Source organism: Azospirillum palustre (genome assembly GCF_002573965.1).
Lineage (GTDB): Bacteria > Pseudomonadota > Alphaproteobacteria > Azospirillales > Azospirillaceae > Azospirillum > Azospirillum palustre.
Genome location: NZ_PDKW01000040.1, coordinates 860,542 through 886,290, shown reverse-complemented (window position 1 = coordinate 886,290; position 25,749 = coordinate 860,542). Strand labels below are relative to the sequence as shown.

Sequence of the window (25,749 nt, the reverse complement as noted above, 5' to 3'; positions counted from 1 at the left end):
CCCGCAGGCCCATGCCTGCGCAGGCAAGCGGCCGGATGGCCGCGCCCGCCGATTGAGGGCGAGCGCAAAGCCTGATGTGTCAGGCTTTACGCTCGATAGTATGAAAAGTCGGCCGGACCGCTCCCGTCACGGGCGGTCCGGCCTCTCTTGTACGAGGAACCACCCCATGCTCCTGCAGATCCCCGACATCCTTACCGCGGATGAGATCGCGCAGTGCCGCACGGTGCTGGAGGCATCGCCCTGGGTCGACGGGCGGGTCACCGCGGGCGATCAGGCGGCGAGCGCCAAGCGCAATCTGCAAATCCCGGAGGAGAGCGACACCGCGCGGGAGCTTGGCACTGTCATCCTGCGCGCGCTGGCCCGCAACCCGGCCTTCAATTCCGCCGCCTTGCCGCTGCGCGTGCTACCGCCGATGTTCAACCGCTACGACCAGGCCATGACCTACGGCTATCACGTCGACAACAGCATCCGCACGATCCCTGGAACCGGCGGCATGCGCATGCGGGCCGACGTGTCGACCACCATCTTCCTCAGCGATCCCGAGGAATACGAGGGCGGCGAGCTGATCGTCGAGGACACCTACGGTACCCGGCCGGTCAAGCTGCCGGCGGGGCATGCGGTGGTCTATCCGTCCAGCAGCCTGCATCAGGTCAGCCCGGTGACGCGCGGATCGCGCTGGGCCTCCTTCTTCTTCACCCAGTCGATGGTGCGCGACGACGGGCTGCGCGCCATGCTCTACGACCTCGACATGGCGATCATCGAGCTGCGGCAGGAGCTGGGCGACAGCCATCACGCCGTCCTGTCGCTGGTCAACCATTACCACAACCTGCTGCGCCGCTGGGCGGAGGTGTGAGGACGGTTCCGATGCGGCTCACCTCCCGCGGCATCGGCCCGGCCGACACCCTGCTGGCGCTCGGCCAGTCCTGCCTCGACCGCGGCGAGGACGGGCAGGCCTTCGCCTGGTTCCGCAGCGCGGCGCGCGGCGGCGACGCCCGCGCCATCAACCTGCTCGGCCGCTGCCATGAACATGGCTGGGGCGTTCCCGCCGATCCCGTCCAGGCGGCGGCCCATTACCGCAAGGCGGCCGATCTCGGCGACGGTTGGGCGATGTTCAACCTCGCCGACCTCCATTGCCGCGGAATCGGCGTCGCCAGGGATGACGAGGCCGCCTACCGGCTCTACGCCGCCTCCGCCGCCAAGGGCAATGCCAAGGCATTGAACATGCTGGGTCTGTTCCATGAGAGCGGGCGCGCGGTACCGGCCGACGAGGCCGCGGCGCGTGCCCTGTTCAAGGCGGCCGCGGAGAGCGGCGATTGCTGGGGCTGCTTCAACCATGCCCGCCTGCTGATCGGGGACGGGGCGAGGGAGGAGGCGCTGCGCTGGTTCCGCCTCGCGCTCGACAGCGGCTTTCCCGACTTCTACCGCAGCATGGCGGCGGCCCTGGCCCCGCATCCCGATCCGCAGATCCAGGCGCTGGCCGCCGAGGCCCTGAGGCTTGCCGAAAGCCGAAAGGAGGCTTGCCGATGATCGTCCCGCCCGACACCGTGTCGCTGTCCGACTATGAGCGGCATTTCAACGGCCGGGTCGATCCGGCGACCCGCGCCTACATCTCCGGGGCCGGGGCCGACGGCATCACCCAGCGCGCCAACCGCGAGGCCTTCGACCGCCTGCGCCTGATGCCGCGCGTCCTGCGCGACCTGTCCGGCGCCACCGCCCGGTCCGAACTGTTCGGGGAAGTGCTGGATTATCCCATCGTCCTGGCGCCGATGGCCCATCACAGGCTGGTCCATCCCGACGGCGAACTGGCGACGGTGGAGGCCGCCGGCCTGACCCGCAGCTGGATGACCGTCAGCACCCAGGCCAGCGTCCGGGTGGACGAGATAGCCCGGCGGGCGACGGCGCCCCTGTGGTTCCAGCTCTACAGCCAGCCGCGGCGGGAGGACACACTGACCCTGGCGCGGCGGGCGGAGGATGCCGGCTGCAAGGCGCTGGTTCTGACGGTGGACGCGCCGGTGAACGGAATGCGCAACATGGAACAGCGCGCGGGCTTCCGCCTGCCGCCGACCATCGCCCCGGTGAACCTCGCCGGCCTCGCTCCCGACGATTTCCGCCCGCCACGCCCCGGCAGCCCGGTCTTCCAGGGCATGCTGCACGCCGCCCCGACCTGGGACATGGTGGCGTGGCTGTGCAGCGAAACGGGCCTGCCCGTCCTGCTGAAGGGTATCCTCAATCCCGAGGATGTGGAGCCCGCCATCGCCGCCGGGGCCGGCGGCCTGATCGTCTCCAACCATGGCGGCCGGACGCTCGACACCCTGCCCGCCAGCATCGATGCCCTGCCGGCGGTGGCGGAGCGGGCGGCCCGCCGTCTGCCGGTCCTGATGGATGGCGGCATCCGCCGCGGCACCGACATCCTGAAGGCGCTGGCGCTGGGGGCCGACGCCGTGCTGGTGGGGCAGCCGGTGCTGCACGCGCTGGCCGTCGGCGGCATGGCCGGCGTCGCCCATATGCTGACCCTGCTGCAAACCGAACTGGAGGTCGCCATGGCGCTCACCGGGCAGCCGACCCTGCCGGACATCGACCGCTCGGTGATCTTCAGCACCTGATCGCGGCGTCAGGCCGCCCGGACATGGCGGAGGAACTCCTCCGCCTGATCGCGCAGGGACAGCGCCTGCCGGCCAAGGTCGGCGGCGGCGGCACGGACTTCGGAGGCCATCACGCCGGTCTCATGCGCGGACTGCGAGACCTCCTCGATGTTGTGGGTGACCTCCGTCGTGCGGTCGGCGGCGCGCTGGACGGACTGGGCAATGTCGGCGGTGGTGGCGCTCTGGTGGTCGGCGGAGACGGCGATGCGGCCGACGAGATCGCTGACCGACAGCACGGTGCGGCCGATCCCTTCGATGGCCTCCACCGCATGGCCGGTCACCGCCTGGATTTCCGCCACTTGGCGGGCGATGTCGTCGGTGGCGCGCGCGGTCTGGTTGGCGAGCGTCTTCACCTCGCCGGCAACGACGGCAAAGCCCTTGCCGGCCTCCCCCGCCCGCGCCGCTTCGATGGTCGCATTCAGCGCCAGCAGGTTGGTCTGGGCGGCTATGTCCTGGATCAGGGTCACCACCTCGCCGATCTTGCCGGCGGCGGCGGCCAGCCCGTCCATCGTGTGGTTGGTGCGGGTCACCTCCTCCACCGCGCTGCGGACCATACGGGCGGACTCCTCCACCTGCCGGCCGACCTCGCCGATGGAGCTGCTCATCTCCTCTGCGGCGCCGGCGACGGTGCGCACGTCGTCGCTGGCCTCGCCGGCCGCGGTGCTGACGGTGTGGGCGCGGACGCTGCCGGTCTCTGCGATGTCGTGCAGGCGCTGGGCATTGGCCTGCAACTGCGTCGTGGTGGCGCTCAGCACGCCGACGACGCCCAGAAGTGAGCCCTCGAATGACTGCGCCACCTCCTCCATCGCCGCGCGGCGTTCCTGAACCGACCGGGCGCGCTCCGCCGCCTGGGCCTCGTGCAGTTGGGCGACCTCCAGCGCGTTGTCCTTGAACACGCCGAGCGCTTTGGCCATGCCGCCGATCTCGTCCTTGCGGCCCAGCGCCGGGATGGCGACCGACAGGTTGCCGCGCGCCAGTTCCTCCATCGCGAGGCGGATGCCGGACAGCGGCCGGAACATGCGCCGCGCCAGCAGCAGGCAGCCGGCGGCGACCAGCAGGGTCACGACGGCGCTGATGACTGCGATCATCGCCTGGGTGTCGCGGATCGCCGCGAAGAACTCCGCCTTCGGAATGCCGACATAGAGGATGCCGACGACACGGCCGTCCGGCGCCTTGATCGGGTCGTAGGCGGTGTAGAAGGGCGTACCCAGGATGTCGGCCTGCCCGCGATAGGGCACGCCGCGCCCCAGCACCGCGTCGTAGACCGGCCCCTTCGCCAGCGTCGTGCCGACCGCGCGGCCGCCGTCCGTCTTCAGCACGTTGGTGGCGATGCGGCGGTCGCCCATGAACAGGGTCGCAGTGCCGCCGACCAGCCGCTTGACCCGATCCACCGGCTCGAAGAAATCGTTCAGGGCGCGCTCGCCGGCAAACAGCGTGCCGTCATGCGCATCGAACGCTTGCCCATACTGGTTCAGCACGTCCCAGGCGACGCGCATGTTGGTTTCCTGCCGTTCCATCGCCACCCGGTCGGCATAGCTGGTCAGCAGAAACTCATTCACACCGAATGTAGAGAATGCAAGCAACAGCAGACCGCCGCCACAGAGCATCACAGTCTTGCCCGCGAGGGATAAAGCCTTGATCGTCATACCCAATCCCCGATTTAGTCCCGCCAACGGCGCCTTGCTCTTCTTTTGCGGCGCATGCCTTCTTCCGGCACCCATGCCGGACAGGAAAAACCGGAGAATACTTAAGAAAAAGTTAGAATAAATTCCTGATTTCGCTTTGGGTGATTGTCTCAGTCATACGGATTGATCGAAGATCAACGATCACTTCGAAAGCTTCGTTCAACAAATTGACCGCCGTTACGCCATCGTTGCCGGCCGAGGCGGTCGTTGGGGAGGATTCCGTCGCCAGCAACCGCCGTGACGGTCCGTGGCGACGGATCTATGGAAATAGTCATATGACTGGATCCGACAGCCATGGGGCTCACAGGCGAAGGCGGACAGCTGCCGTCTACTGGGTCCGGCCGGTCGCGGTCAGGCTGTCGACGATGCGGACCAGTTCCACGACGGAGCGGGCCTCCATCTTGCGCATGGCCTGGCCGCGGTGCAGTTTCACCGTCGCTTCGCTGAGTCCGAGATCGTCGGCGATCTGCTTGTTGCGCAGGCCAGAGACCACCATCAAGGTGATCTCGCGTTCCCGCGGGGTCAGCGTGTCGAAGCGGGCACGCTGGGTGGTCAGGCCGCGCTCCTGGCAACGGCGCTCGCCATGGGCGGCGATGGCGGCATGGATGGCGTCCAGAAGCTCCTGGTGATGCACGGGCTTGGTCAGGAACTCGAAGGCTCCCGCCTTCATGGCGCGCACCGACATCGGCACGTCGGCATGGCCGCTGATGAAGATCACCGGCAGGCTGTTGCCGGAGCGCGCGAGTTCCGCCTGGAAATCCAGGCCGCTGCGCCCCGGCAGCCGCACGTCCAGCACCATGCAGCCGACGTCGATGGCCGGCCGCTGGTCGACATATTGCTGGACCGAGCCGTAGCTCCTGACCTGCAGGCCGACGGAATCGAGCAGCCCTTCCAACGCCTCGCGAACGGCTTCGTCGTCGTCGATGATGACGACGGTCTCTGACGCCGCCACGGCCCCCGCCTTCCTCGGCATCACTTTCCTCCGGGCGATACGGGCAGCACGAATTCGAACACGCTCCCGCCCGACGCGCCGGGCGCCGCGGTCAGCCGTCCGCCATGCAGCTCGACGATCGACCGGCTGATCGACAGGCCCATGCCCAGCCCGTCGGGCTTGGTGGTGTAGAGCGCGCGGAAGATGGCGTCGATGTCGGTTTCGACGATGCCCGGCCCGCTGTCCTCGACCCGGACGCGGAGCCAGCCGTCGTCGCTGCCGGTGACGATGCGCAGCCGCCGTTCGGGCAGATCGTCGGCGGACATCGCCTCGATGGCGTTCATCACCAGATTGAGGACGAGCTGCTGCAACTGCACCCGGTCGCCATGGACCCAGGGCGGACCGGCCTGCAGATCGGCTTCCACCGTGATGCGGGCGCGGCGCAGTTCCGCCCGCACCAGTTCCAGCGTGTCGGCGGTCAGCGCGCTGATGTCGACCCAGCCGGGATCGACCGGAGTCCGGCGGGCCAGCGCACGGATGCTGCGCACCACGTCGCCGGCCCGCTGGGCGTCGCGCACGATCCGCTCCACCACCATGCGGGTCTTGTCGAGGTCGGGCTGAGGCTGCGACAGGTGCTGGAGGCAGGTTCCGGCATTGGTGACAATCGCCATCAGCGGCTGGTTCACCTCATGCGCGACGGCGGCGGCCAGTTCGCCCATCATGGTCAGCCGGCCGATATGGGCGAGGTCGGCCTGGGCCGTGCGCAGGGCCTCGGCGATCCGGCGGCGCTGGGTCAGATCGCGGAACACCAGGATCGATCCGACGAAATCCCCACGGTCGTCGATGATGGCGGAGCAACGCTCCTCGACGACGATCCCGGCCGGCAAGGCATCCGCATCCCCGCAGCGCGGCAGCAGGCGGGCTTGCCGTTCCGGCGGGGCGAAGTCGCCGCTGCGCAGGACGACGGCGGAGAAATCCTCCAGCGGCTGCTGCGTTTCCTCGTCGACCACGACGAAGACGACGGACAGCGGCTGCCCGGTGGCCTCCGCGGCGGTCCAGCCGGTCATCGTCTCCGCTGCGCGGTTCATGAAATCGACCCGGCCGTCGCGGTTGCACAGGATGACGCCGTCGCGGATGCTGGCCAGCGTCGCAGCATAGCGCCGCTCGCTGAGGCGCAGCCTGGTGTCGCTGGCATGCTTGTACAGCGCCATCTGGATCACGGTGCGCATCTGCGGCTCTTCGAAAGGCTTCAGCAGATAGCCGAAGGGCTCCGTCAGGCTGGCGCGATGCACGACCTCGTCGTTGGCATAGGCGGTCAGGAAGACGATGGGGATGCGGTGGGCATTGCGGATCCGGCGCGCCGCCTCGATCCCGTCCATCTCCCCTTCCAGGCGGATGTCCATCAGGACGAGATCGGGCTGCTGGCTGCAAGCCATCCGTACGGCATCCTCGCCGCTGGCCGACATGCCGACAACCACATGGCCCATTCGGGACAGTTGATGCTGAATATCGCGCGCAACGATGCGGTCGTCTTCGACGATCAGGATGCGTGCCGCGATCATTGACTTCCCCGATTGCGCCCCTTCAAAGGAAAGGTAACGATGAACTCTGAACCGGCACCCGACCTGTACTTAAATGCACCGTGCAACTGACTGGTCAAATCCGAAACAAGCTGAAAGCCTACGGACTCCATCCTATCGGGATCGCATCCTTCGGGCAAGCCCACGCCGTCGTCCCGGACGGACAGGCGGCACTCCTGCCCGTCGGTGCTCAGGGCGATCCGCAGGACCCCGCCCCGCCCGCCCGGAAAGGCATGCTTCAGCGCGTTGGAGACCAGCTCGTTGACGATCAGCCCGCAGGGCACCGCGCGGTCGAGGTCAAGCTTCAGGTCGTCGAGTTCGGTTTCCAGCCGCACCGCCCCGGCATTTCGGGAATAGGCGCGCAGCAGATGGGCGCAGACCGATTCCAGATGCTCGCGCATCGGCACCCAGGCGAAGTTGCCCAGGCGGTAGAGGCTTTCATGCACCAGCGCCATCGAGCGGACACGGTCGCGGCTGTCGGCGAACAATGCTGCCACCGCCTTGTCCTCGATGCGGCGGGATTGAAGGTTGAGCAGGCTGGTGACGAGCTGGAGATTGTTCTTCACCCGGTGGTGGATTTCCTTCAGCAGCGCGTCCTTCTCCTCCAGCGTCGCCGTCTCCAGCGAGGCCGCCGCCTGCGCGCCGAGCAGGGTCAGCACATTGACCCGCTGCGGGGTGAAGGCGTAGGTCGCCAGCGCATTCTCCAGATGCAGCAGCCCGACGACACGGCGGCGGCGGACCAGCGGCAGGCACAGGATGGAGCGCGCCTCCGTCTCCTGGAAATAGGGATCGGCGGACAGCGGACCGGCGGCACGGGTGTCGTCGACGATCACCGCCTCCTGGTCGCGGACGGCGCCATGGATGATGGTGTGGGGCAGCGGGAAGCGGTCGGCATCCTCCTGCACCAGCCGGACCGACACGCCATAGAGGCCGATTGTCGCCTCCGCCTCCACCCGCAGCCGTTCGCCGCGGGCAAGGATCAGCAGGCCGCGGCTGGCGCCGGCATGCTCCAGCACCAGGGTCAGCAGGGTGGCGGTCAGCTGTTCCACGCCAGCCTGATCGGAAACGGTGCGCAGCGTCTCAAGGAGAGAGGCCAGATCGACCCCATCGAACCCACGCGGGGCCTCCGGCATCACCGCCTCGCCCGACTCCAGCGTCAGGGAGGGATGGCGGCGGGCGAGCTGCCGGACCTTGGCCGTCGCCCCCCAACGGGCGTAGCGGTCGGCCGCCTCGCGGATGCAGGCCAGTTCCAGCGTGGGAACCCCCATCCGGCGGTAGAGGCCGGCGGCGCATTCATGGGCCAGCGCCTCCACATGCGGCAGGGCGTTGCGGCGGGCGGCCAGAACGGCGCGGTCGTAGCCGCGCATCGCATCCTCGGTCCGCCCCTGCGTGCGGGCCGCCTCCGCCTCCGCCAGGGCAAAGCGCGCGTCGAAACTGTCGGGGCTGTGGCCGACCCATTCGCGCAGCTGGTTGAGATGGCGGGACAGCGCCACGGCATGCCGGGCGCGCTCCTCCGGCTCCACCCCGTCCATCGCCCCGGCCCTGGCCAGGGCGGCGTGGAAATGGAACTCCGCCATTTCCCAATGGCCCGAGGTGGTCCACAAAAGCCCCTCGGCCCGCTCGGCCGCCTCGACCGCCGCCGCCATCCGTCCGGCGATGCAGCGGAGCTGGAGCGTGCGGATCCAATGCCAGCAGGTGGCGATGTCGAGGCTTGGATTGGCCAGCAGCCGCGCCTCGAAGGCGGCATTGTCGAAGCCGCGCCCGTCGAAGGAGCCGAGTTCGTCGGTCCGCCCGCGCAAGGCGCGCATCAGCTGCAACTGGGTGGTCAGGATGTCGGCGCACAGCCCGAACTTCACCTGCCGCACATAGGCGAGCCGCGCCTCCGCCGTGCGCTGCACCGTCGCCAGCGGATCGCCCGACGCCAGCATGCTGGTGACCAGCGTCACGCTGGTGAAGCCACCATAGGTGACGTCGCCGGCCTCCCGCGCCTCCTCGAAGGCGCGCAGGAGCAACGGCCGCTCGCTGCGGATGTCGCGGGTCCAGGGCACGACATGATAGGCGAACGTCATCAGCACCCGCGCCCGGTAGCGCGTCCGCCCGTGCCGCTCGGCCAGATCGTAGCCGAGCCGGCCGAACGCGTAGCCGGCGTCATAATCGCCGAAATAGGGGCCGGCCATCATGCCGAGATAGGCGAAGCCGAGGGCGGAGGCGTCGCTGCGCCCATGCTGGAGCGTCAGGTTCGCCATCCGGCAGAGGATCAGGCAGACGAGGTTGCGGTCGCTGAAGAAGGCGGGCGGCAGGGCGGCCGCCAGCACGTCCAGCGTCGCCCGGCTGTCGGGATCGTTCACCGCCGACAGCGTCGCCAGCGAACCGATCGGCCGGCCGCCGATGGCCTCGCGCAGTCGTGCGTACTCCTCATGGGCCAGGGCGGCCGGCGGGTGGGCCGGCCAGTCGATGCCGGCGCCGCGCAGATAGGCGAGGCAGGCGTCGATGGCGCGGTCGCTGCGGTCGATGGCGGTGTAGACGGTCACCAGCAGGGCGGTGATGGCGGCGCGGTCGGCCGGACATCCGCTCCGCCCGACCAGCCCGAGAAGCCGCAACTCCGCCCGTTGCAGGTCGCCGCTGAGGAACTCGCATTCGGCCTGGAGATGTTCGAGCGCGAAGGCCAGCCGGTGCCGCCGCTCCCATTGGCCACCCTCCAGCAGGCGGAGGCCGGCCAGCGCATAGGCGAGGGCGGAGCCATGGGCGCTGGCGGCCTTGGCCTGATGACCGGCGGCGAGGTGGAGCGTCGCCACCTCCTCCCGCTCACGCCCGTCCTGGATCAGGGAGAGGCACCGGTCATACTGCCCGACCAGCGCAAACAGCCGACCTCCCGACAGATCGGCGGCAAAACCGCGATGCAACGCACGGGCAATGTCGAGATGGAGCCTGCTGCGCCCCTCGGCCGGCACCAGCGCATAGGCCCCCTCCTGCACCCGGTCATGGAGGAAGCGGTAACCGCCGTCGCTGCGCAGAATCAGCCCTTCGGCCAGCACCGGCTCCAGATCGCGCGCGGTTTCCGCCTCGGTCAGGCCGGCGGCAAGCGCCAGGGTGGCAAGGGGGGCGCTGGCGCCGAGCGCGGCAAGCCGGGCCAGCAGGTCGCGCGCCCGCGCCGGGAAGCGCCCGAGCCGCTCGGTCATCAAGGTGGCGATGCTGGCGCCCGACCGTGCCGTCTCCACCGCCGCCATGTCCCAGTCCCAGCGCTTCGCCTCGCGGTCGAACCACAGCCGGCCGGAGCGCTCCAGCGCGGTCAGAAGCTGCACGGCGAAGAAGGCGTTGCCACCGGTCCGCTCCTCCAGCAGGGCGGCCAGCGCCGCCACCTCGTCGGGCTTGCGGTCCAGGCTGTCGGAAACCATCCGGCGCAGGTCGTCGGACGACAGCGGTCCCAGCGCGATCTCGCAGCAATCGATTTCCGCTTCGGCAGGCTCGGCCGCGGAACGCCTGATCCGCTCCATCAGGGCAGCGAGCGGGTGGTCCGGCCCGACCTCGTCGCTGCGGTAGGCGCCAATCAGCAGCAGATGACCGATGCCGCCGTCGGCGACCAGCCGGTTCAGCAGATCCAGCGTCGCGCGGTCCAGCCATTGCAGATCGTCGAGGAACAGCGCCAGCGGGTGGTCGGCGCGGGCGAAAAGCTGGAGCACGCGGCGGAACAGCAGGTCGAAGCGGTTCTGCGCCTCCTGCGGCGGCAGCGGCGGCACCGGCGGCTGTTCGCCGATCAGCAGGGCAAGGTTGGGGATCAGCGCGGTCATCAGCGCGCCGCCGTCGCCGACCGCGTCGGCAAGACCGCGGCTCCACTGGTCGCGGTGCGGGACCGGCAGGGCCAGGATGCGCGTGATCAGGCCGCGGAAGGCTTCCGCCAGGCTGGCATAGGGGAGGTCGCGGCGGCCCTGGTCGAACTTGCCGGCGGCGAACAGGCCGCGCGGCGGCACCAACTGTTCCTCCAGCGCATGGACGACCGCCGACTTCCCCACGCCGGACCGGCCGGAAATCAGCACGATGCCCATCCGGCCCCGCCCGGCGACCCGTTCGAAGGCGGCCTGGAGCACGGCCACCGGCTCCTCCCGGCCATAGAGTGAGGACGGCGGCTCCAGCCCCTCCGGCAGGTCGCGACCGCCGGGCGGGAAGGCCGGAATGCTGCCCTGCCCATCCCAAAGCCGGAGGGCATGGGTGAGGTCGCGGACAAGGCCATCGGCGGTCTGGTAACGGTCCTCCGCCGTCTTGGCGAGCAGCCGCAGCAGGATGCCGGACATCGCCGGCGGCAGGTCGGGAGCATGGGTGGCCGGCGGAATCGGCGCGCGGGCGAGATGGCTGTGGACCCATTCCATCGCATCGCGGGCGGCGAAGGGCAGTTCTCCCGTGAACAGCTCGTAGAGCGTGACGCCCAGCGCATAGAGGTCGCTGCGCCGGTCGACCGGCCGGTTCATCCGCCCCGACTGCTCGGGCGCCATGTAGGGCAGCAGCGCCGCCGGCCGCTCCACCTCCTGCCGCTGCGGGGCCGACAGGTCGGCGGCACGGCCGAAGCCGGTCAGCCGCACCGCGCCATCCTCCCCGACCAGGATGTTGAAGGGCCGCAGGTCGCCATGCAGGATCCCGCGACGGTGCAGCCGCGCCACCGCGGCGGCGATGCGGATCGCGAGGGACAGCCGCTGGCGGAATGACCCGGCAGATACGGCAGGCGTGGACAGCATCAGCGCCGACAGCGGCTGCCCGCCCGGATCGGCCAGGGTCAGCACCGGGACGGCGCCATGGCGCAGCAGTTCGAGCGGCTTCACCGCCCAGGCGGGGTCGAGCAGCCGCGACAGGTCATGCTCCTGCCGCAGGCGGGCGAGCACGGCATCGGCGGGCACACCCGGTTCCGCCATGCGCGCCAGGATCGGAAAGGGCTGGCCCGGCCGCGTCACCCGCAGCAGCCGGGTTTCCCCATCGCCGCCAAGCGCGTGGGTGCCGGAGCCCGTCTCCGTCAGATGGTATAGACTGGACTCCATGAAGCGGCCCTTCCCCAGCACAGCCTCGGCAGGATAGCGGCATTCCGCCGCAGTTGGGGAAATTGCCGCGATGCGCCGGCTGGGCGATCAGGCAAAGGGGATTTCGGCAGGCGCATGGGACGGGAGGCCTGCCGGCAGGACGGTATCGACACCGGCATTGCGCCGCCGCCAGCTGCGCGGCGAAATGCCGACCAGACGGCTGAAGGTGCGGGTGAAATGGCTCTGGTCGGCGAAGCCGCAGGCCAGCGCCACGTCGGCCAGCGTCTGGGATCCGTCGCGCATCAGCGTCTTCGCATGGTCGATCCGCCGGTGAAGCAGCCACTGGTAGGGCGTGGTGTTGGCGGTACGGCGGAAGGCGCGGACGAAATGCCCGACCGACAGCCGGCATTCGGCGGCAAGATCGGCCAGCCGGATCTCGCCGTCGAGATTGGCTGCGATCATCTCCTTCACCCGCCTTTCCTGCCAGGGCGCCAGCATGCCCCCGGTCCTGGCGGCGCTCACCCGGCCATAGGCGGTCACGACATGGGTCGCCAGCGCCGAACAGACATGGTCGAGATAGAGCAGGCTGATCCGCTCCGGAAACTCCAGCGTCGGCAGGATGGCCGATGCCAGCGCCCGCACGGTCGGATCGTTGACCGGACTGCTGGGCGCAATCGACAGGTCCTCCAGCCGGCCGCCATGGACGTCGGGGCAGGCGCTTTCCAGCGCCGTCCGGGGCAGATGGAAGGTCAGCGTGTCGAAGGCCGTGTGCATGTGGCAATCGATCTTGCGGCGGTAGTCGTGGATCGAGGTCAGCCCGGCGATGTTGGCGGGCTTCTCCACCAGCCGGCCGTCGACCCAGACGTCGGAATGGAAGTTGGACAGGTGATGGCTGACCAGAAAGGCGTCCTCCGACGCCGGGCTGAAATGGCCGACGCCACCCGCGATGCAGCGGATCCGTGCAACCCCCACCGTGCCGCTGCCCGAGCCGAGGATCAGTACCTCCGGCTCATCCGGCGTCGGAACGTAGCGCATCCGCAGATTGGACTGGTGGGTCGAGGCCATGGGGCGTCTCCGTTGGCTTGCGCGCGTCTTCCCACGGAGAGGAAGCACCGCCCGGCTTGCCCACACAGGGTAAGCGCGACCATGTGCCGCACACCACTAGACACAGATTAACCCCGGCAGTGTTTAGGTCGAGCAACCCTAGACCTTGGTTTAGGGTCTTGGCCTTCGATGCGGCGAATACCGGATTTATACTGTGAGATCACTAAATTAGCAAAGTCAGGAGAGATGGCGGCCGAGCGCCGCGATCACCGTTCCGGGTGCCGACAGGTGGGGCAGGTGCCCGGAGGCGTCCAGAATCTCAAGAACGCTGCCTGACAGATGGTCGCGCAGATATTCCGCCGCTTCACGGGTCACCGCGGCGTCCTCCCGGGCTTGCAGGATGACGGCGGGCACCGTCACCTCGGCAAGACGGCTGCGGACGTCGCTGCGCAGCACGGTCAGCAGCAGCGACAGCGCCATGTCCGGACGCATCGCCCGCAGCGAGGCGGCGAATTCCCGCACGACCGGGTCCTCCGCCGGGCGGGAGACGACCATCTGCCCGAATTGGACCGTCCACCGCATGTAATCCTGCGTGGCGTTGTCGATCAGGGCATCGATGCCGGCGGTGTCGAAACCGCCGCGATAGTCGCCGACATTGCGATAGCAGGCCGATCCGCCCAGCAGGACCAGCTTGGCAAACAGGTGCGGCATCCTGATCGAGGCAAGCGCCGCCACCATCCCCGCCACCGAATGACCGATGCAGATGCACTTCTCGATCCAAAGGGTTTCGAGGATGGCCACCACATCGCGGGCATAGGCGTCCAGCGTGCCGTAGCTGGCATGGTCGTAATGCATCTGATTGCCGGGACCGATCCCGACCAGATCGAACACCACGATGCGATAGCGGTCCTGCATCGCCTCCACGACGTGGCGCCATGCAGACTGTTCCGTGCCGAAGCCGGGAATGAGGACCAGCGTTTCCGCTCCCGATCCGACCACGGAGACCTTGTGGCGCTCCAGAATCGAGGAACCGTTTTCGATCATGTCGAAGCCCCGATCAATCGCAAATATCGACGCAACCATAGTGTGCGCTGCACCGGCAAGTAGGATTGCCCCTGACCGGCCCGGCAGGCGGAAAATATTGCGCCCGCCCGCCCGGACGAACCGGACGGGCGCGGCGGAGAATGGCTCGAAAACGGACGGCCGGCGTTCAGTGGCGCATTCGGGGGCTCAGTCAGCGGCACAAGGCCCGGCGGACGGAGTCGGCGGCCAGGATCACCGCCTCCTCCGCCTTGCGGACAGGACGGGTCATGCAGGCGAAGGAGTGGGGAAGAGTTTCATGCAGGACCAACCGGTGCGGGATCCGTGCCTGCTCCAGCCGCTGGGCGAGCCGCAGGCTGTCGTCGCGCAGGCAGTCCAGCCCGGCAGCGGCAATGTGCAGCGCCGGCAATCCGCGCAGGTCGGCGAGCAGCGGAGCCGCCGCGGGGTCGCGGCTGATCCCGCCATGGCCGAGATACTGCCGCCAGTACCAGCGCATCCGCTCCGTTGTCAGACCAAAACGTCCGTCGCCGAACAGCCGGTGCGATTCGGTGTCGAAATCATGGGCGAACATGCCGTAGAGCAGCAGGACGAAGGACAGCGGCGGCCCCGGCTCGTCCCGCGCATCGAGGGCGAGGCCGAGCGCCAGATTGGCACCCGCGGAATCGCCGCCAGCGGCGATCCGCTCCGGGTCGAGGCCATGGCCGGCACCGTGGCGAACCACCCAGCGCAGGGCGGCCAGCGCCTCCCCCCGCTGATGGGGAAAACGCCGCTCCGGCGCGAGGCTGTAGGCGACGGCACAGACCACGGCACCGCTGTGCCGGGCCAGAAGGCGCAGCAGCCGGTCATGGGTATCGATGGAATTGACCACGAAGCCGCCGCCATGGAAATAGATCAGCACCGGCAGGGGCCGCCCATCCTCCGGCACGCCCGGCGGCCTGATCAGGCGCAGGCGCAAAGGCCCTGCCGGGCCGTCCGTCACCACCTCCCGCACGTCGGCGGGCAGCGCGGCGGGCAGCGCCGGGCCGTTGAGGAAGACATGGTAGCGCTCCGCCGCATCGCGCGCCTCGGCCAGCGTCTGGCGCAGCGGGTCGGCGGGAACGAGGCCGGCGCGGGCAGCCAGCGCGCCCAGCTCCACCACCTGCGGATCGGGCAGATGTCGCTGAAAAGGCAGGACGGTGTCCGGCATCGCCGCTCTCCCCAAGGTCAGAGGATGTAGGACATGACAAGGTACAGCACCGCCTCGTCATCGCCGGAATTGCGGTAGCGGTGGGGGACGTCGGCCTCGAACAGGATCGAGTCGCCCTCTTCCAGCCGGTGCTCGCCATCGGCGGTGACGATGTCGACCTGCCCACGGCCGACCAGGATGTTTTCAATCGTGCCGGGGGAGTGGCCGTCGGCGGACTCGTCGGCGCCGGGCGACAGGCGCAGTTCGTAGAACTCCACCTGCCGCTCGCCCTTCAGCGGAAACAGGGCGCGGGAGGTGAAAAGGCCGTCGCGGGAGGTCAGGCTGCGCTGCTCGGCCCGCCGGATCACCGTGGTGCCGGCGTCGCCCCCGGTGCTGAGCAGGCTGGAAAATGACAGGTCCAGCGCCTTGGCGACCGTCCACAAGGTGCCGATGTCGGGCCGATGCCGTCCTTCCTCGATCGCCATCAGGATATGAGGGTCGCTGCCGGACAGCTGTGCCAGCCCGTCCACCGACAGCCCCTGCCGCCGGCGGAGGCCACGCAGATTGTCCCCGATCACCCCGACCAGATGGTCGAGAGACGGCGGGGCGGAGTGTTGAGCAGTGTCGATCGTCATGGCTCCGTTCTCCTGCGGCACAAATGTCCGGAGCGACGAGATTCGCCCCGACGGATCGGGGAGATTGAACATCACATATTCCTACTTTTCAAGTAGGAAAATTCGCATCTTTATGTGAATTATTGCGGTAATGATTATTTTGTACGTTATTAAGCTGTTTAATTTAATAGGGCTGCCGTAAAGCAAAGCGCCCCGCCCGTCCGGATGGCCGGATAGGCGGGGCGCTGGGCGGATCGGAAACGGACAGTTTGCTGTCCAGGCGATTACGGCAGGGCGGCGTCGGACGCGTGGGCCTTCACCTCGTGGCGATGACGCTCGGCGAAACGCTCCAATGTGCGGCGTGCGGCGTCGAAGGCGTCACGGATGGCCGCATCGGCGCTCTCGTGGCCGTGACCGCCAGACTTGTCGCTGCGAACGACCAGTTCCTCTCCGGGAACGGTCAGGGCGACCTGGACGGTGTACTGCTTGCCCTGATGCTGATGGCGGTGGGGAACTTCGAAAACCACGCGTTTGGACAGGATATTTCCGAAATAGCGGTCGAGCTTGTCGGCATGCTCGCGGATCGAATGCTCCAGGGCGGGAGAGGGGTCGATGTTGCGGAAGGCGATCTGCAACGGTTGACGCATGACCATGCTCCTTGTTCTACGCGCGGGGCGCGCGGCGCCTGGGCCGCCCTCCCCGCGGGGCCCGCCCCATCCGCCGGCCGGCCGTTGAGGGGCGGGCGAAGGGACTTGGTGATCCCAGGATCGCACAGCGGCGGAATCCTGCATTAACCTGCATCAATGCGGCCCTCGGGCGCCGGATGTAGACTCCCGCCCGTTTTCCAGCCCAAGCCTCACGTCAGGCCGATCAGGCGGATCAGGGTCAGGCTGATGGTGCCCAGCGCCAGCAGGGAAAGCACCGCCGCCGCCGTCACCCGCCCGCCGGCCCGCGCCACCGTCCGCACATCGACCCCCAGTCCCAGCGCCGCCATCGACACCACCGTAAGCAGGGTGGCCGCGTGCTCCATCGCCGGCAGGGCGGCATGGGGAATGAGGTCGAACGAGCGCAGGGCGATCATCGCCAGGAAGCCCTGGATGAACCACGGCACCAGATGATGGACCGGCGGACGGGGCCGGACTCGACGCGGCGCGGCGGCATCGGCGTCAACCGCGTCTCCGCCCAGCCGGGGCGCCAGCAGCGACAGCAGCAGGCAGACCGGCCCAAGCATCAGCACCCGCACCAGCTTCACCAGCGTGCCGACCTGCACGGCGGTGGCGCCCAACGGGGCCGCGGCGGCGATCACCTGCGGCACGGCATAGACGGTCAGTCCGGCCAGCGCGCCATACTGCACCCCGCTCAGCCGCAACCCGATGCCGAGCAGCGGCAGGCCAAGCACGACGGCCACGCCCAGCACGGCGGTGAAGGCGATGGAGGCGGCGACGTCGTCGCTGTGCGCATCGATCACCGGCGCCACCGCGGCGATGGCCGAATTGCCGCAGATCGCGTTGCCGCAGGCCACCAGCACCGCCATGCGCACCGGCAGGCCGAGCAGCCTCCCGATCCCGAATCCCGCGAGCAGCGCTAGCGCCACCACCCCTGCGATGCCCAGCAGCAGGGCCGGCCCGGCCGACAGGATGGTCGCGGCGCTGACCGAGGCCCCCAGCAGGACCACCGCCACCTCCAGCAGGATTTTGGCGGAAAAGGCGATGCCCGGTTGCCAGCGTGCCGGCGGCGCCCAGGCGGTGCGGAGCGTGGTGCCGATCAGGATCGCCAGCACCAGCGCCTCGATCCACGCCTCGCCGAACAGCGCCACCTCCGCCCTCGCCGCGAGGAAGGCGAGTGCGGTAACGGCGACGCACAGCGCAAGCCCGGGCAGAAGGCTGCGAATTTGGAAAAGCAGGGGCTTTCCCGGCACCGCCTTTGCGGGTGCCGCGGTATCGGGGATCATGGGACGGGTCTCCGGAAGCGGTCGGGACCGGAAAACACCGTTCCCATACGTAAAATTATGGAGACCGCATCCGATCACATCCAACACAAAGATGTGATGCGTTCGATAAATTGAACTTATGGATCAGGCCGGCAGGCAGTCATCGAATTCAGGAACCTGCCACGGCCCGCCGAGGTCGGCATTGCGCAGCAGCAGAACCAGTTCCTCGCGCGAGCGGGTGACGGCGGTGTAGAGCCAGCGCCAGCGATGCTCCCGGAAGGCAGCCGAATCGTCCACCACGGTGACCGACGGGAATTCCGACCCCTGCGAGGCATGGCAGGTGATCAGCCACGCCCAGTCGTAAAGCTGGATGTCCTTGCCCACCCGCGGCTGAACCATCCCCTCGGTGTAATGGGCCTGGAACATCCAGGGATGGACGATCAGCTTGCTGCGCGACCGCACCTCGTCCTCCATCTGCACGCCGAGCGACCACAGGCCGGCATCGCGGCCCTGCGCCTCGGCGGCCGGCCGGGTCAGGGAGCCGATCATGCCATTGAAGAGCCCTTCGTCCTTCTGGTTGCGCCGGCAGATGACGCGCTCCCCCGCCTGCGGCATCGTGGAGTCGTGGCCGAGCAGCGTGCGCATCCGCTTGGTGTAGGTGGTGCGGACGCGGTGGGTGCCGCAGATCGCCTGCGAGGACTGCCGCATCACCAGGGACTGGGTGCGGTGCTCCAGCGGCAGGACATGGACCTTGCCGACGGACCCGAAGCGCCGCGGCATCTCCTGCCGGCGCAGCAGATGGGCCAGCCGGATCACCGGGCTTTCGCGGGCGGTGCGGTGCGGCTCGGTCAGGCGGAAATCCGGCTCCCCGCTGGTGAACAGGCCCTGGCCGGAAACCGGCGGCAGCTGGTAATCGTCGGCGATGACGAGGATCTTCTTTTCGGTCCGCATCAGGTCGCGCGCCAGATCGTCGCCGATCATAGATCCTTCGTCGCAGACGATCAGGTCGGCGTCGGCGACCGGCCCGTCGTTACGGCGGGCGAAGATCAGCTCGCCGCTGTCGCCGTCCTTGCGCGGGGCGTAGAGCAGCGAATGCAGGGTCGCCGCCCCGTCGATGCCCTTCTGGCGCAGCACCTGGGCGGCCTTGCCGGTGGGGGCGCCAACCACATAATCGGTCAGCCGGCGGCGCTCCAGCAGATGCTCCAGCGCGAAGACGGTGGTCTTGGTCTTGCCGGTTCCGGCCTCCCCGGCCAGCCAGAAGACCTGCTGGGCGCTGTCGTCCTTGTACCAGGCGTCGATCGCCTGGATGGCGCGATGCTGTTCGTCGGTCGGGCTATCTGACTGCATTGGATCGAACCGGGATCAAACCATGAATGAAGACGGCACAGTAGCCCGACCGCCCGCCGCCGGTCCATAGAACTTCGCCGCGGCGACACCATCTCCTCCGGGACCATGGTTGCAAAGGATCCGGTACGCATGCGCAATCCCTACTGGCAGGGTCCGGCGACGTCGAATTTCGACGGGCTGCGCTTCTTCAATCCGGGCGAACCGGAAACCGACCGCAGCCTGCGCCAGCTGCTGCGCTGGCAATTCGGGCGGAAGGCGGTCAAATGGCCGCGGCAGGTGGCGGTCACGCCGGTGATGCCGGCACGGCACGTCGCGGGCCTCCGCGTGACGGTGGTGGGGCATGTCACCACCCTGGTCCAGGCGGCCGGGCTGAACATCCTGACCGATCCGGTCTGGTCCGACCGCGCCAGCCCGGTCCGCTTCGCCGGGCCGAAGCGGGTCACCGCACCGGGCATCCGCTTCCACGATTTGCCGAGGATCGACGCGGTCCTGGTGTCGCACAACCATTACGACCATCTCGACGTGGCGACGCTGAAGCGCCTGCACGAGCGCGATGCGCCGCTGATGGTCACGCCGCTCGGCAACGACACCATCCTGCGCAAGCATATCCCTGGGGTGCGGGTCGCGGCGGGCGACTGGTGGAGCCGGTTCGACCTGACGCCGGAGGCGGAGGTCCACATCGTGCCGGCCAACCATTGGTCGTCGCGCACCGGCCGTGACCGGCGCATGGCGCTGTGGGGCGGCTTCGTCCTGCGCACCCCGGCGGGCTCGGTCTATTTCGCCGGGGACACCGGCTATGGCAGCGGGGCGGCCTTCCGCGCCATCGGCGAACGGCTGGGAGCCTGCGATCTGGGGCTGATCCCCATCGGTGCCTACGACCCGCGCTGGTTCATGTCCGCCCAGCATTGCGACCCGGACGAGGCGGTGCGGATCATGCTGGACATCGGGGCGAGGAAGGCCGTCGGTATCCATTGGGGAACCTTCGCCCTGACCGACGAAGCCAGGGACGAGCCGCCGCAGCTGCTGCGCGCCGCCCTGGCCAGCCACGGCATCGACCCAGCCCGCTTCGAAGTGGGGCACCCGGGGACGGTGGTGGACAGCTGACAGGAGAGCCGAACCTGAAGGTCGGGTCCATGCCGCATGGGTGATGGACCATGAGCCGACGGCCCAGGTTCCGCCTGAAGGGCGCCCCGCCATCGCCGCCGATGGCTTGGCGGTTTGCCCGATGGCGGCGGCGCGGCGCCGAGACGCCGGCACCGCCGCCGGAGTGCCTGAACCGGGACTTGCTCAGGCCGGGGTCGGCGCCTGTTCCGGCAGGACGCCGGAGGACTTCAGCTCCCGCCAGAAGTCGGCGGGGATCGGCTGGCTCATCAGCGTCACATTCTCATGAACGCGCGCCGGGTTCTTGGTGCCGGGAATGACCGAGGCGACGACCGGATGCGCGGCGCAGAATTGCAGTGCCGCCGCGCGCAGATCGACACCGTGGCGCCTGGCGATTTCCGCCAGCCGGTCGCGCGCCGCCACCTTGTCGGGGGACGCCTCCTGATACTCGAAATTCCTGCCCCCGGCGATGATACCGGAGTTGTAGGGGCCGCCGACCACCACATGGACGCCGCGCTCGGCACAGCGGGGAAACAGCTCGTCCAGTGCCGGCTGGTTCAGCAGGCTGTAGCGTCCGGCCAGCAGGAAGACGTCGGGGTCTGCCCGCTCCAGCGCCATCACGCAGGGCTCCACCCGGTTGACGCCAAGGCCCCAGCCGCGGATCACCCCCTCTTCGCGCAGCCGGGTCAAAGCGACGGCGGCACCCTTCATGGCGGTGTCGAACACCTCCTGCCAGCGGTCGCCATGGGCGTCCTCGGCGCAGTCGTGGATATAGGCGATGTCGATGCGCGCCATGCCAAGCCGTTGCAGGCTGTCCTCGATGGAGCGGCGCACGCCGTCGGCGCTGTAGTCGTAATCGACGCGAAACGGCAGGCCCTTCACGAAGGGACCATGCTGGCCGCCCTTGCCGGCATCGGCGCGCAGCAGCCGGCCGACCTTGGTCGACAGAACGAACCCGTCGCGCGGGCGGCTGCGCAGGACATGGCCGAACCGGTGTTCGGAAATGCCGGGACCATATTCGGGGGCCGTGTCGAAATAGCGGATGCCGGCATCCCAGGCGGCGTCGAGGGTTGCCGCGGCCGTCTCGTCGGTCACCTCCTCGAACATGTTGCCCAGGGGCGCTCCGCCGAAGCCGAGCGGGCCGGGCGGGGCGAAATGCGTGCTGTCTGACATTGGAAAACCTTTCCGTCTCTGGCACCGTTCGATGCACCCGATCAACACCGCGCCTAACCGGGCCGTTCCTGAACCAGGCGGGCTCCGCCGACTGTCCAGCCGGCGCTTGACTGGCATTTCCGGCATGCCCAGCTTGCTGCGCGGACCAGCTTGCGACGCGGAATGGACGGGGATCGGGACGTAGATGGCGATGGGGGCGGACAAAAACACGGAAATCCTTGGCGAGGCCCGCCGAATCCTCGCCGCCGGGGACGAGGGCGCGCTGGCACCTCCGGCAACGCTGGGCGATCTGGCGGACTTGCTCGCCGACACCTTCGACGAGAGCTACACCGCCGAGCGGGCACTGGCCCTGCTGACGCCCGTAAGACGCCGCGCTCTGAAAAGCCGCTTCGTCTCCGCCGACGAGAGCGGGGGTGCCGAGGTCTGGCTGCCCGCCGATGTGCTGGACCGGCTGCGGGATCTCGCCGACACGCCGCTCGACGCCATCCGCGTCCTGCTGGACAGCGGGCGCGGCCTGCCGGAAGCGGGCAGCGAGGAGCATTGCCGCAAGCGCCGTTGCGCCCCCCAGCTGCTGCTGGCCGACCCCGGCGCCTGGCAGTGCCGGACCTGCGGCCTGACCGGGAGGGCCGACCTGCCGCCCAACCCCATTGTCGCCGGCCACCTGACCGACCAGCGAAGCCGCGTCGCCGAGCTGCACGCCCTGGCTGCCGCGATCCATGAGGGCTGGGGGGCCGGCGAGCGCTTCACCGTTGCCGATGCCGCGGCGAACCGCCTGCCCGGCATCCCGGCCGACCGCGACCGGCTGAAGTCGCTGCTTGCCGACCTTCTGCGCGACGGGCTGCTGGAAGAGGCCCCCGGCCCGCGCGGCGGCGCCGGCTACCGGGTGCTGGAGGAGCCGCCGGACTGGATCGCCGACGCCATGGCCGAACGCCGCCGCCAGCGCGAGGCGGAAACGCGCATCCGCGAGGATCGCGCCGTCGCCCTGCGCAAGGTCCTGGAGGACGGGCTGGCCCACACCACCGCCGCCGGAGAGCGTGTGGAGATCGTGCAGAGCGAGCGCGGCCTGGAACTGCGCTTTCCAGCCATCCCGTCCTGGGAATTGCGGGAGGAGATGAAGCGGCAGGGCCATTGCCGGTGGGATGGCCGGCGGCGCCGCTGGTGCCGGCTGTCTCCGGTCGGCAGTGTCGAGCCCTGGCTGGCGGCCGCTCTCGATGCCGGGGCCAGCGTGGCGCCGCTCGGGACCGCCGACCCGGATGCCGAGGATTGGGGATACGAGCAGTGGCCAGATTGACCGGCCTGCCGTCTTACAGATCGACCTCCAGCGTCACCTTCACCGGATCGAGCACGACCATGGTCTGGAAGGACTGCACCAGCTCGTTGTCGGCGAACAGGCGGCGCGACATAACCTCGTAGCTCGCCATGTCCGGGACCAGCAGGATCAGGACGAAGCTCGCCTTCCCGGTGACGAAATAGCATTGCTGCACCTCCGGCGCCTCGCGGAACAGGCGCTTGGCGGCGGCGATGGTCGGGGAGCGGTCGTTGACCGTCTGGACCTCCACCACCACCGTCACCCCCTGCCCGGCCGCCACCGGATCGACCACCGCCACATTGCGGCGGATGATGCCGGCCGCCTCCATCCGGGCAATGCGGCGCTGCACGGCCGGGGCGGACAGATGCACCGCCTCGCCGATCTCGCGCTGCGAGGTCTTGTTGTCCAGTTGCAGGATGCGCAGGATCGCGCGGTCCTGCTCGTCGAGTTGATCCGGTGGGCGAGCGATTGTTGAGCGCATGGCGGCTTCGGCGAAAGAACGGTGCGTCGGAAACGCCAAACTTAAGCGCCTTCTGCCCCAGCGTCACAGTATCTTTTCACCAGACCTGTTCCGCCGAACCTTCTGCCGGGAGCCCCCCCGCGTGGTGAACGCCTCCATGGAATCCACCTCCGCCACCCGGCCCGAACCGGCGGCGCTGCCGCTGCTGCTCCTGCTTGCCTCGCTGCTGTCGCAATATGTCGGGGCGGCGTCGGCGAAATCGCTGTTCCCACTGGTTGGGGCAGAGGGCGTGACCGGCCTGCGGGTGGGGCTGTCGGCGCTGATGCTGATGGCGATCCTGCGCCCGTGGCGCAGCCTGCCGGGACGCGGGGATCTGCGCAACCTGCTGGTCTACGGCGCCACGCTGGGCGCGATGAACCTGTCGATCTACCGCGCGATGGAGCTGATCCCCATCGCCATCGCCATCGCCATCGAGGTGACCGGGCCGCTGGCGGTGGCGCTGCTCGGATCGCACCGGCTGAAGGATTTCCTGTGGATCGCCTGCGCCGCGGTCGGGCTTGTCCTGCTGCTGCCGCTGCACGAGGCGTCCGGCGTTCTGAACCCGGTGGGCGTCGCCTATGCCGCGGCGGCGGCCTTCTGCTGGGCGCTCTACATCGTGTTCGGCAAGCGCGCCTCGGCCCTGCCGGGCGGGCAGGCGGTGGCCTGGGGCATGCTGGTGGCGGCCAGCTTCACCGTCCCGCTGGGGATTTCCCATGCCGGCGGCGGGCTGCTGGTTCCGGCGGTGCTCTTCACCGGCCTCGCGGTGGCGGTGCTGTCGAGCATGGTGCCCTATCTGCTGGAGATGATGGCGCTCCGCCGCCTGCCGAGCCACGTCTTCGGCCTTGCCGTCAGCGCCTCCCCCGCCGTGGCGGCGCTGATCGGCTTCCTGATGCTGGGCGAGCTGCTGAGCGCGGTGCAGTGGGCCGCCATCGCCTGCATCATGTTCGCGTCGGCCGGCAGCGCGCTGAGCAAAGCCCGGCGTGGCCGGGAGTAACGCGCACCTCTCCCGTCACGCCGCCTGGATGGGCCGGGCGATGTCGGGCATTTCGAGGTCCAGCAGCGCCGACGCCAGGCACTTGCCATGGGCGTCGAGCGCCAGCGAGCGGGTCACGCCACCGCCGAGCGCCTGCCGCATCACGAAGTTCAGCGCGCCGATGCTGGGTATCTCGTAACGCGCCACCTCGCCATGCACGACCTCATGGAACAGGTCCTTCACGCGGTCGGCGGTGACATGGGCCTCGATCAGCGGATAATCCGCCTCGTCGAAGGCGATGACGGAGATGTTGGAGATGTCGCCCTTGTCGCCGGTGCGGGAATGGGCGATGTCGCGGAGTTTCATGTCAGGCCTCCATAAACTCGATGGCGGGCTTTGCCAGCTCGCGGGGCAGCAGGGCCGAGAGCATCGCCACCACGTCCTTGGCCGACTTGGTGGCACCGCCGCCGCTGGCCGGGCCGTTGGTGTAGAGGGTCTCGACCTCGTTGCCGATGCGCTGCGCCTCCTTCAGGCTGCCGGTCCGGCCGATCACTCGCACGCGCACCTCGTATGGCTCCCGCCCGCCCGCGGTGGACAGCGCACTGCCGTGGATGGAATCGACGCCGATCAGGTCGAAGCGCAGTTCGGTCGCCGCCACGCCGGTCAGCGCCAGACGCTCGCGCACGATCTCCAGCGCCAGCCGGCCGCGCGCCAGCGCGCCGGGACCGGCATAGGAGATCTGCCCCTCGCCGATGAAACTGTCGATATAGCCGACCGAGACCTTCAGCGTGGCCGGCCGCGGACGCCCGCCGGCGCCGGCCACCCGCACACGGTCGGGCCCCTCCTGGGTGAATCGCACCTGCGAGAAATCAGCGACAACATCGGGCGTGTAGTAGGCAGCCGGATCGTGGATCTCGTAGAGCAGCTGTTCCTTGCAGGTGGCGGTGGTCACCGCACCGCCGGATCCCGCCACCTTGGTGATGACGGCGCTGCCGTCCTCCCCCACCTCGGCGATGGGAAAGCCGAGACGGGCCAGACCGGCAACGTCCTTCACGCCGGGATCGGCGAAATAGCCGCCGGTGATCTGGCCGGCGCATTCCAGCAGATGCCCGACCACAGTCCCCTTGCCGAGGCGGTTCCAATCCTCCATCGACCAGCCGAACTCGAAGATCTGCGGGGCGAGGAAGAGGGCCGGATCGGCGACGCGGCCGGTGATGACGATGTCGGCCCCGGCCTTCAGCGCCGCGACGATGGGGGCGGCGCCGAGATAGGCGTTGGCCGAGACCAGACTGCCGGCCATCGCCGACACCGGCTCGCCGGTTTCCTCGATGCGGTGGTCGCCGGATTTCAGCGTCTCCAGCACGTCGTCGCCGGACACCGCCGCGATCTTCAGCCCCTCCAGGCCGAGCGAGCGGGCGATGTCCCGCGTCTTCGCGGCGGCGGCCGCCGGGTTGGCCGCCCCCATGTTGGTGACGATGCGGATGCCCTTCTCATGGCAAGGCCGCAGCACCGCCAGCATGCGCTCCGCCAGCAGCGGGTCGTAGCCTTGCGCCGGGTCCTTCAGCTTGGCGCCCTGGGCGATGGCGATGGTGCGCTCCGCCAGGCATTCGAAGACGAGATACTGGATGTCACCCTTCTCGGCCAGTTCAACGGCCGGCTCGATGCGGTCGCCCGAATAGCCGGCGCCCGATCCGATGCGGATGGTCTTCATG

21 protein-coding genes are annotated in these 25,749 nt (G+C 69.0%); 6 read left to right on the top strand and 15 right to left on the bottom strand.

Translation table 11 applies throughout. The features are described from left to right. The first annotated feature begins 166 nt into the window (after window positions 1-166). Genes CRT60_RS13835 through CRT60_RS13825 form a run of 3 tightly spaced genes read left to right on the top strand, consistent with a single transcriptional unit; the run spans window position 167 to window position 2,603 of the window. On the top strand, window positions 167-853 hold the full coding sequence (locus CRT60_RS13835; protein ID WP_098736943.1) for a Fe2+-dependent dioxygenase: 687 nt from the start codon (window positions 167-169) through the stop codon (window positions 851-853). 11 nt (window positions 854-864) lie between these two features. Next, window positions 865-1,527, top strand: a complete 663-nt coding sequence (locus CRT60_RS13830; protein ID WP_098736942.1) for a tetratricopeptide repeat protein — start codon at window positions 865-867, stop codon at window positions 1,525-1,527. Then, on the top strand, window positions 1,524-2,603 hold the full coding sequence (locus CRT60_RS13825; RefSeq protein WP_098736941.1) for an alpha-hydroxy acid oxidase: 1,080 nt from the start codon (window positions 1,524-1,526) through the stop codon (window positions 2,601-2,603). Before CRT60_RS13830 ends, CRT60_RS13825 begins: the two co-directional genes overlap by 4 nt. A gap of 8 nt (window positions 2,604-2,611) precedes the next feature. Here CRT60_RS13825 and CRT60_RS13820 read toward each other — a convergent pair whose 3' ends face one another. From CRT60_RS13820 to CRT60_RS13770, 11 genes are all read right to left on the bottom strand, one after another. Continuing rightward, entirely contained in the window at window positions 2,612-4,201 is a 1,590-nt protein-coding gene (locus CRT60_RS13820; protein ID WP_244592477.1) for a methyl-accepting chemotaxis protein, read from the bottom strand. Between the two features lie 454 nt (window positions 4,202-4,655). Beyond that, on the bottom strand, window positions 4,656-5,300 hold the full coding sequence (locus CRT60_RS13815; protein WP_098736939.1) for a response regulator transcription factor: 645 nt from the start codon (window positions 5,298-5,300) through the stop codon (window positions 4,656-4,658). Then, window positions 5,300-6,820, bottom strand: coding sequence for a response regulator (locus CRT60_RS13810; RefSeq protein ID WP_098736938.1), 1,521 nt, complete (start codon window positions 6,818-6,820; stop codon window positions 5,300-5,302). The genes CRT60_RS13815 and CRT60_RS13810 overlap by 1 nt, the downstream gene beginning before the upstream one ends. Further along, the gene (locus CRT60_RS13805) at window positions 6,817-11,862 is read right to left on the bottom strand and encodes an AAA family ATPase (protein WP_098736937.1); all 5,046 of its coding nucleotides are present in this window, start codon (window positions 11,860-11,862) and stop codon (window positions 6,817-6,819) included. The genes CRT60_RS13810 and CRT60_RS13805 overlap by 4 nt, the downstream gene beginning before the upstream one ends. 87 nt (window positions 11,863-11,949) lie before the next feature. Further along, window positions 11,950-12,906: a helix-turn-helix transcriptional regulator gene (locus CRT60_RS13800; RefSeq protein ID WP_098736936.1), complete on the bottom strand. Its 957-nt coding sequence runs from the start codon at window positions 12,904-12,906 to the stop codon at window positions 11,950-11,952. Between the two features lie 216 nt (window positions 12,907-13,122). Beyond that, window positions 13,123-13,929 carry an alpha/beta fold hydrolase gene (locus CRT60_RS13795; protein ID WP_161958045.1) on the bottom strand — a complete coding sequence of 269 codons (807 nt, stop codon included), beginning with the start codon at window positions 13,927-13,929 and terminating at the stop codon, window positions 13,123-13,125. A 190-nt stretch (window positions 13,930-14,119) separates the two neighbouring features. Next, a complete protein-coding gene (locus CRT60_RS13790) occupies window positions 14,120-15,112 on the bottom strand; it encodes an alpha/beta hydrolase (RefSeq protein ID WP_098736934.1) in 993 nt (330 codons plus the stop codon). Between the two features lie 17 nt (window positions 15,113-15,129). Then, on the bottom strand, window positions 15,130-15,726 hold the full coding sequence (locus tag CRT60_RS13785) for a helix-turn-helix domain-containing protein (protein WP_244592476.1): 597 nt from the start codon (window positions 15,724-15,726) through the stop codon (window positions 15,130-15,132). 263 nt (window positions 15,727-15,989) lie between these two features. Next, window positions 15,990-16,352, bottom strand: a complete 363-nt coding sequence (locus CRT60_RS13780; RefSeq protein WP_098736932.1) for an HPF/RaiA family ribosome-associated protein — start codon at window positions 16,350-16,352, stop codon at window positions 15,990-15,992. 209 nt (window positions 16,353-16,561) lie between these two features. Continuing rightward, a complete protein-coding gene (locus CRT60_RS13775) occupies window positions 16,562-17,656 on the bottom strand; it encodes a YeiH family protein (RefSeq protein ID WP_098736931.1) in 1,095 nt (364 codons plus the stop codon). Between the two features lie 123 nt (window positions 17,657-17,779). Continuing rightward, window positions 17,780-18,982, bottom strand: a complete 1,203-nt coding sequence (locus CRT60_RS13770) for an ATP-dependent DNA helicase (RefSeq protein WP_098736930.1) — start codon at window positions 18,980-18,982, stop codon at window positions 17,780-17,782. Between the two features lie 129 nt (window positions 18,983-19,111). Here CRT60_RS13770 and CRT60_RS13765 point away from each other — a divergent pair, with 129 nt between their 5' ends. Further along, entirely contained in the window at window positions 19,112-20,086 is a 975-nt protein-coding gene (locus tag CRT60_RS13765) for an MBL fold metallo-hydrolase (protein WP_098736929.1), read from the top strand. Between the two features lie 183 nt (window positions 20,087-20,269). On the opposite strand, the gene CRT60_RS13760 is transcribed toward CRT60_RS13765, so the two are convergent. Further along, window positions 20,270-21,256, bottom strand: a complete 987-nt coding sequence (locus CRT60_RS13760; protein ID WP_098736928.1) for an aldo/keto reductase — start codon at window positions 21,254-21,256, stop codon at window positions 20,270-20,272. 190 nt (window positions 21,257-21,446) lie between these two features. On the opposite strand from CRT60_RS13760, the gene CRT60_RS13755 reads away from it, so the two are divergent. Continuing rightward, a complete protein-coding gene (locus tag CRT60_RS13755; protein WP_143273244.1) occupies window positions 21,447-22,547 on the top strand; it encodes a hypothetical protein in 1,101 nt (366 codons plus the stop codon). A gap of 13 nt (window positions 22,548-22,560) precedes the next feature. Here CRT60_RS13755 and CRT60_RS13750 read toward each other — a convergent pair whose 3' ends face one another. Next, window positions 22,561-23,046, bottom strand: coding sequence for an Lrp/AsnC family transcriptional regulator (locus tag CRT60_RS13750; protein ID WP_098736926.1), 486 nt, complete (start codon window positions 23,044-23,046; stop codon window positions 22,561-22,563). 121 nt (window positions 23,047-23,167) lie between these two features. On the opposite strand from CRT60_RS13750, the gene CRT60_RS13745 reads away from it, so the two are divergent. Beyond that, a complete protein-coding gene (locus CRT60_RS13745; protein WP_244592475.1) occupies window positions 23,168-24,058 on the top strand; it encodes an EamA family transporter in 891 nt (296 codons plus the stop codon). Between the two features lie 15 nt (window positions 24,059-24,073). On the opposite strand, the gene CRT60_RS13740 is transcribed toward CRT60_RS13745, so the two are convergent. Continuing rightward, window positions 24,074-24,403 carry an AtuA-related protein gene (locus tag CRT60_RS13740; RefSeq protein ID WP_098736924.1) on the bottom strand — a complete coding sequence of 110 codons (330 nt, stop codon included), beginning with the start codon at window positions 24,401-24,403 and terminating at the stop codon, window positions 24,074-24,076. A gap of 1 nt (window position 24,404) precedes the next feature. Beyond that, window positions 24,405-25,748, bottom strand: a complete 1,344-nt coding sequence (locus CRT60_RS13735; RefSeq protein ID WP_098736923.1) for an acyclic terpene utilization AtuA family protein — start codon at window positions 25,746-25,748, stop codon at window positions 24,405-24,407. Between the last annotated feature and the right edge of the window lies 1 nt (window position 25,749).

Bases quoted from the DNA above. Each gene is read 5' to 3' on its own strand.
- CRT60_RS13810 (WP_098736938.1), bottom strand. From the start codon at position 6,820: ATGATCGCGGCACGCATCCTGATCGTCGAAGACGACCGCATCGTTGCG.
- CRT60_RS13770 (WP_098736930.1), bottom strand. From the start codon at position 18,982: ATGCAGTCAGATAGCCCGACCGACGAACAGCATCGCGCCATCCAGGCG.
- CRT60_RS13735 (WP_098736923.1), bottom strand. From the start codon at position 25,748: ATGAAGACCATCCGCATCGGATCGGGCGCCGGCTATTCGGGCGACCGC.
- CRT60_RS13755 (WP_143273244.1), top strand. From the start codon at position 21,447: ATGGGGGCGGACAAAAACACGGAAATCCTTGGCGAGGCCCGCCGAATC.
- CRT60_RS13795 (WP_161958045.1), bottom strand. From the start codon at position 13,929: ATGATCGAAAACGGTTCCTCGATTCTGGAGCGCCACAAGGTCTCCGTG.
- CRT60_RS13760 (WP_098736928.1), bottom strand. From the start codon at position 21,256: ATGTCAGACAGCACGCATTTCGCCCCGCCCGGCCCGCTCGGCTTCGGC.
- CRT60_RS13775 (WP_098736931.1), bottom strand. From the start codon at position 17,656: ATGATCCCCGATACCGCGGCACCCGCAAAGGCGGTGCCGGGAAAGCCC.
- CRT60_RS13785 (WP_244592476.1), bottom strand. From the start codon at position 15,726: ATGACGATCGACACTGCTCAACACTCCGCCCCGCCGTCTCTCGACCAT.
- CRT60_RS13835 (WP_098736943.1), top strand. From the start codon at position 167: ATGCTCCTGCAGATCCCCGACATCCTTACCGCGGATGAGATCGCGCAG.
- CRT60_RS13800 (WP_098736936.1), bottom strand. From the start codon at position 12,906: ATGGCCTCGACCCACCAGTCCAATCTGCGGATGCGCTACGTTCCGACG.
- CRT60_RS13825 (WP_098736941.1), top strand. From the start codon at position 1,524: ATGATCGTCCCGCCCGACACCGTGTCGCTGTCCGACTATGAGCGGCAT.
- CRT60_RS13765 (WP_098736929.1), top strand. From the start codon at position 19,112: ATGCGCAATCCCTACTGGCAGGGTCCGGCGACGTCGAATTTCGACGGG.
- CRT60_RS13805 (WP_098736937.1), bottom strand. From the start codon at position 11,862: ATGGAGTCCAGTCTATACCATCTGACGGAGACGGGCTCCGGCACCCAC.
- CRT60_RS13780 (WP_098736932.1), bottom strand. From the start codon at position 16,352: ATGCGTCAACCGTTGCAGATCGCCTTCCGCAACATCGACCCCTCTCCC.
- CRT60_RS13830 (WP_098736942.1), top strand. From the start codon at position 865: ATGCGGCTCACCTCCCGCGGCATCGGCCCGGCCGACACCCTGCTGGCG.
- CRT60_RS13740 (WP_098736924.1), bottom strand. From the start codon at position 24,403: ATGAAACTCCGCGACATCGCCCATTCCCGCACCGGCGACAAGGGCGAC.
- CRT60_RS13750 (WP_098736926.1), bottom strand. From the start codon at position 23,046: ATGCGCTCAACAATCGCTCGCCCACCGGATCAACTCGACGAGCAGGAC.
- CRT60_RS13815 (WP_098736939.1), bottom strand. From the start codon at position 5,300: ATGCCGAGGAAGGCGGGGGCCGTGGCGGCGTCAGAGACCGTCGTCATC.
- CRT60_RS13790 (WP_098736934.1), bottom strand. From the start codon at position 15,112: ATGCCGGACACCGTCCTGCCTTTTCAGCGACATCTGCCCGATCCGCAG.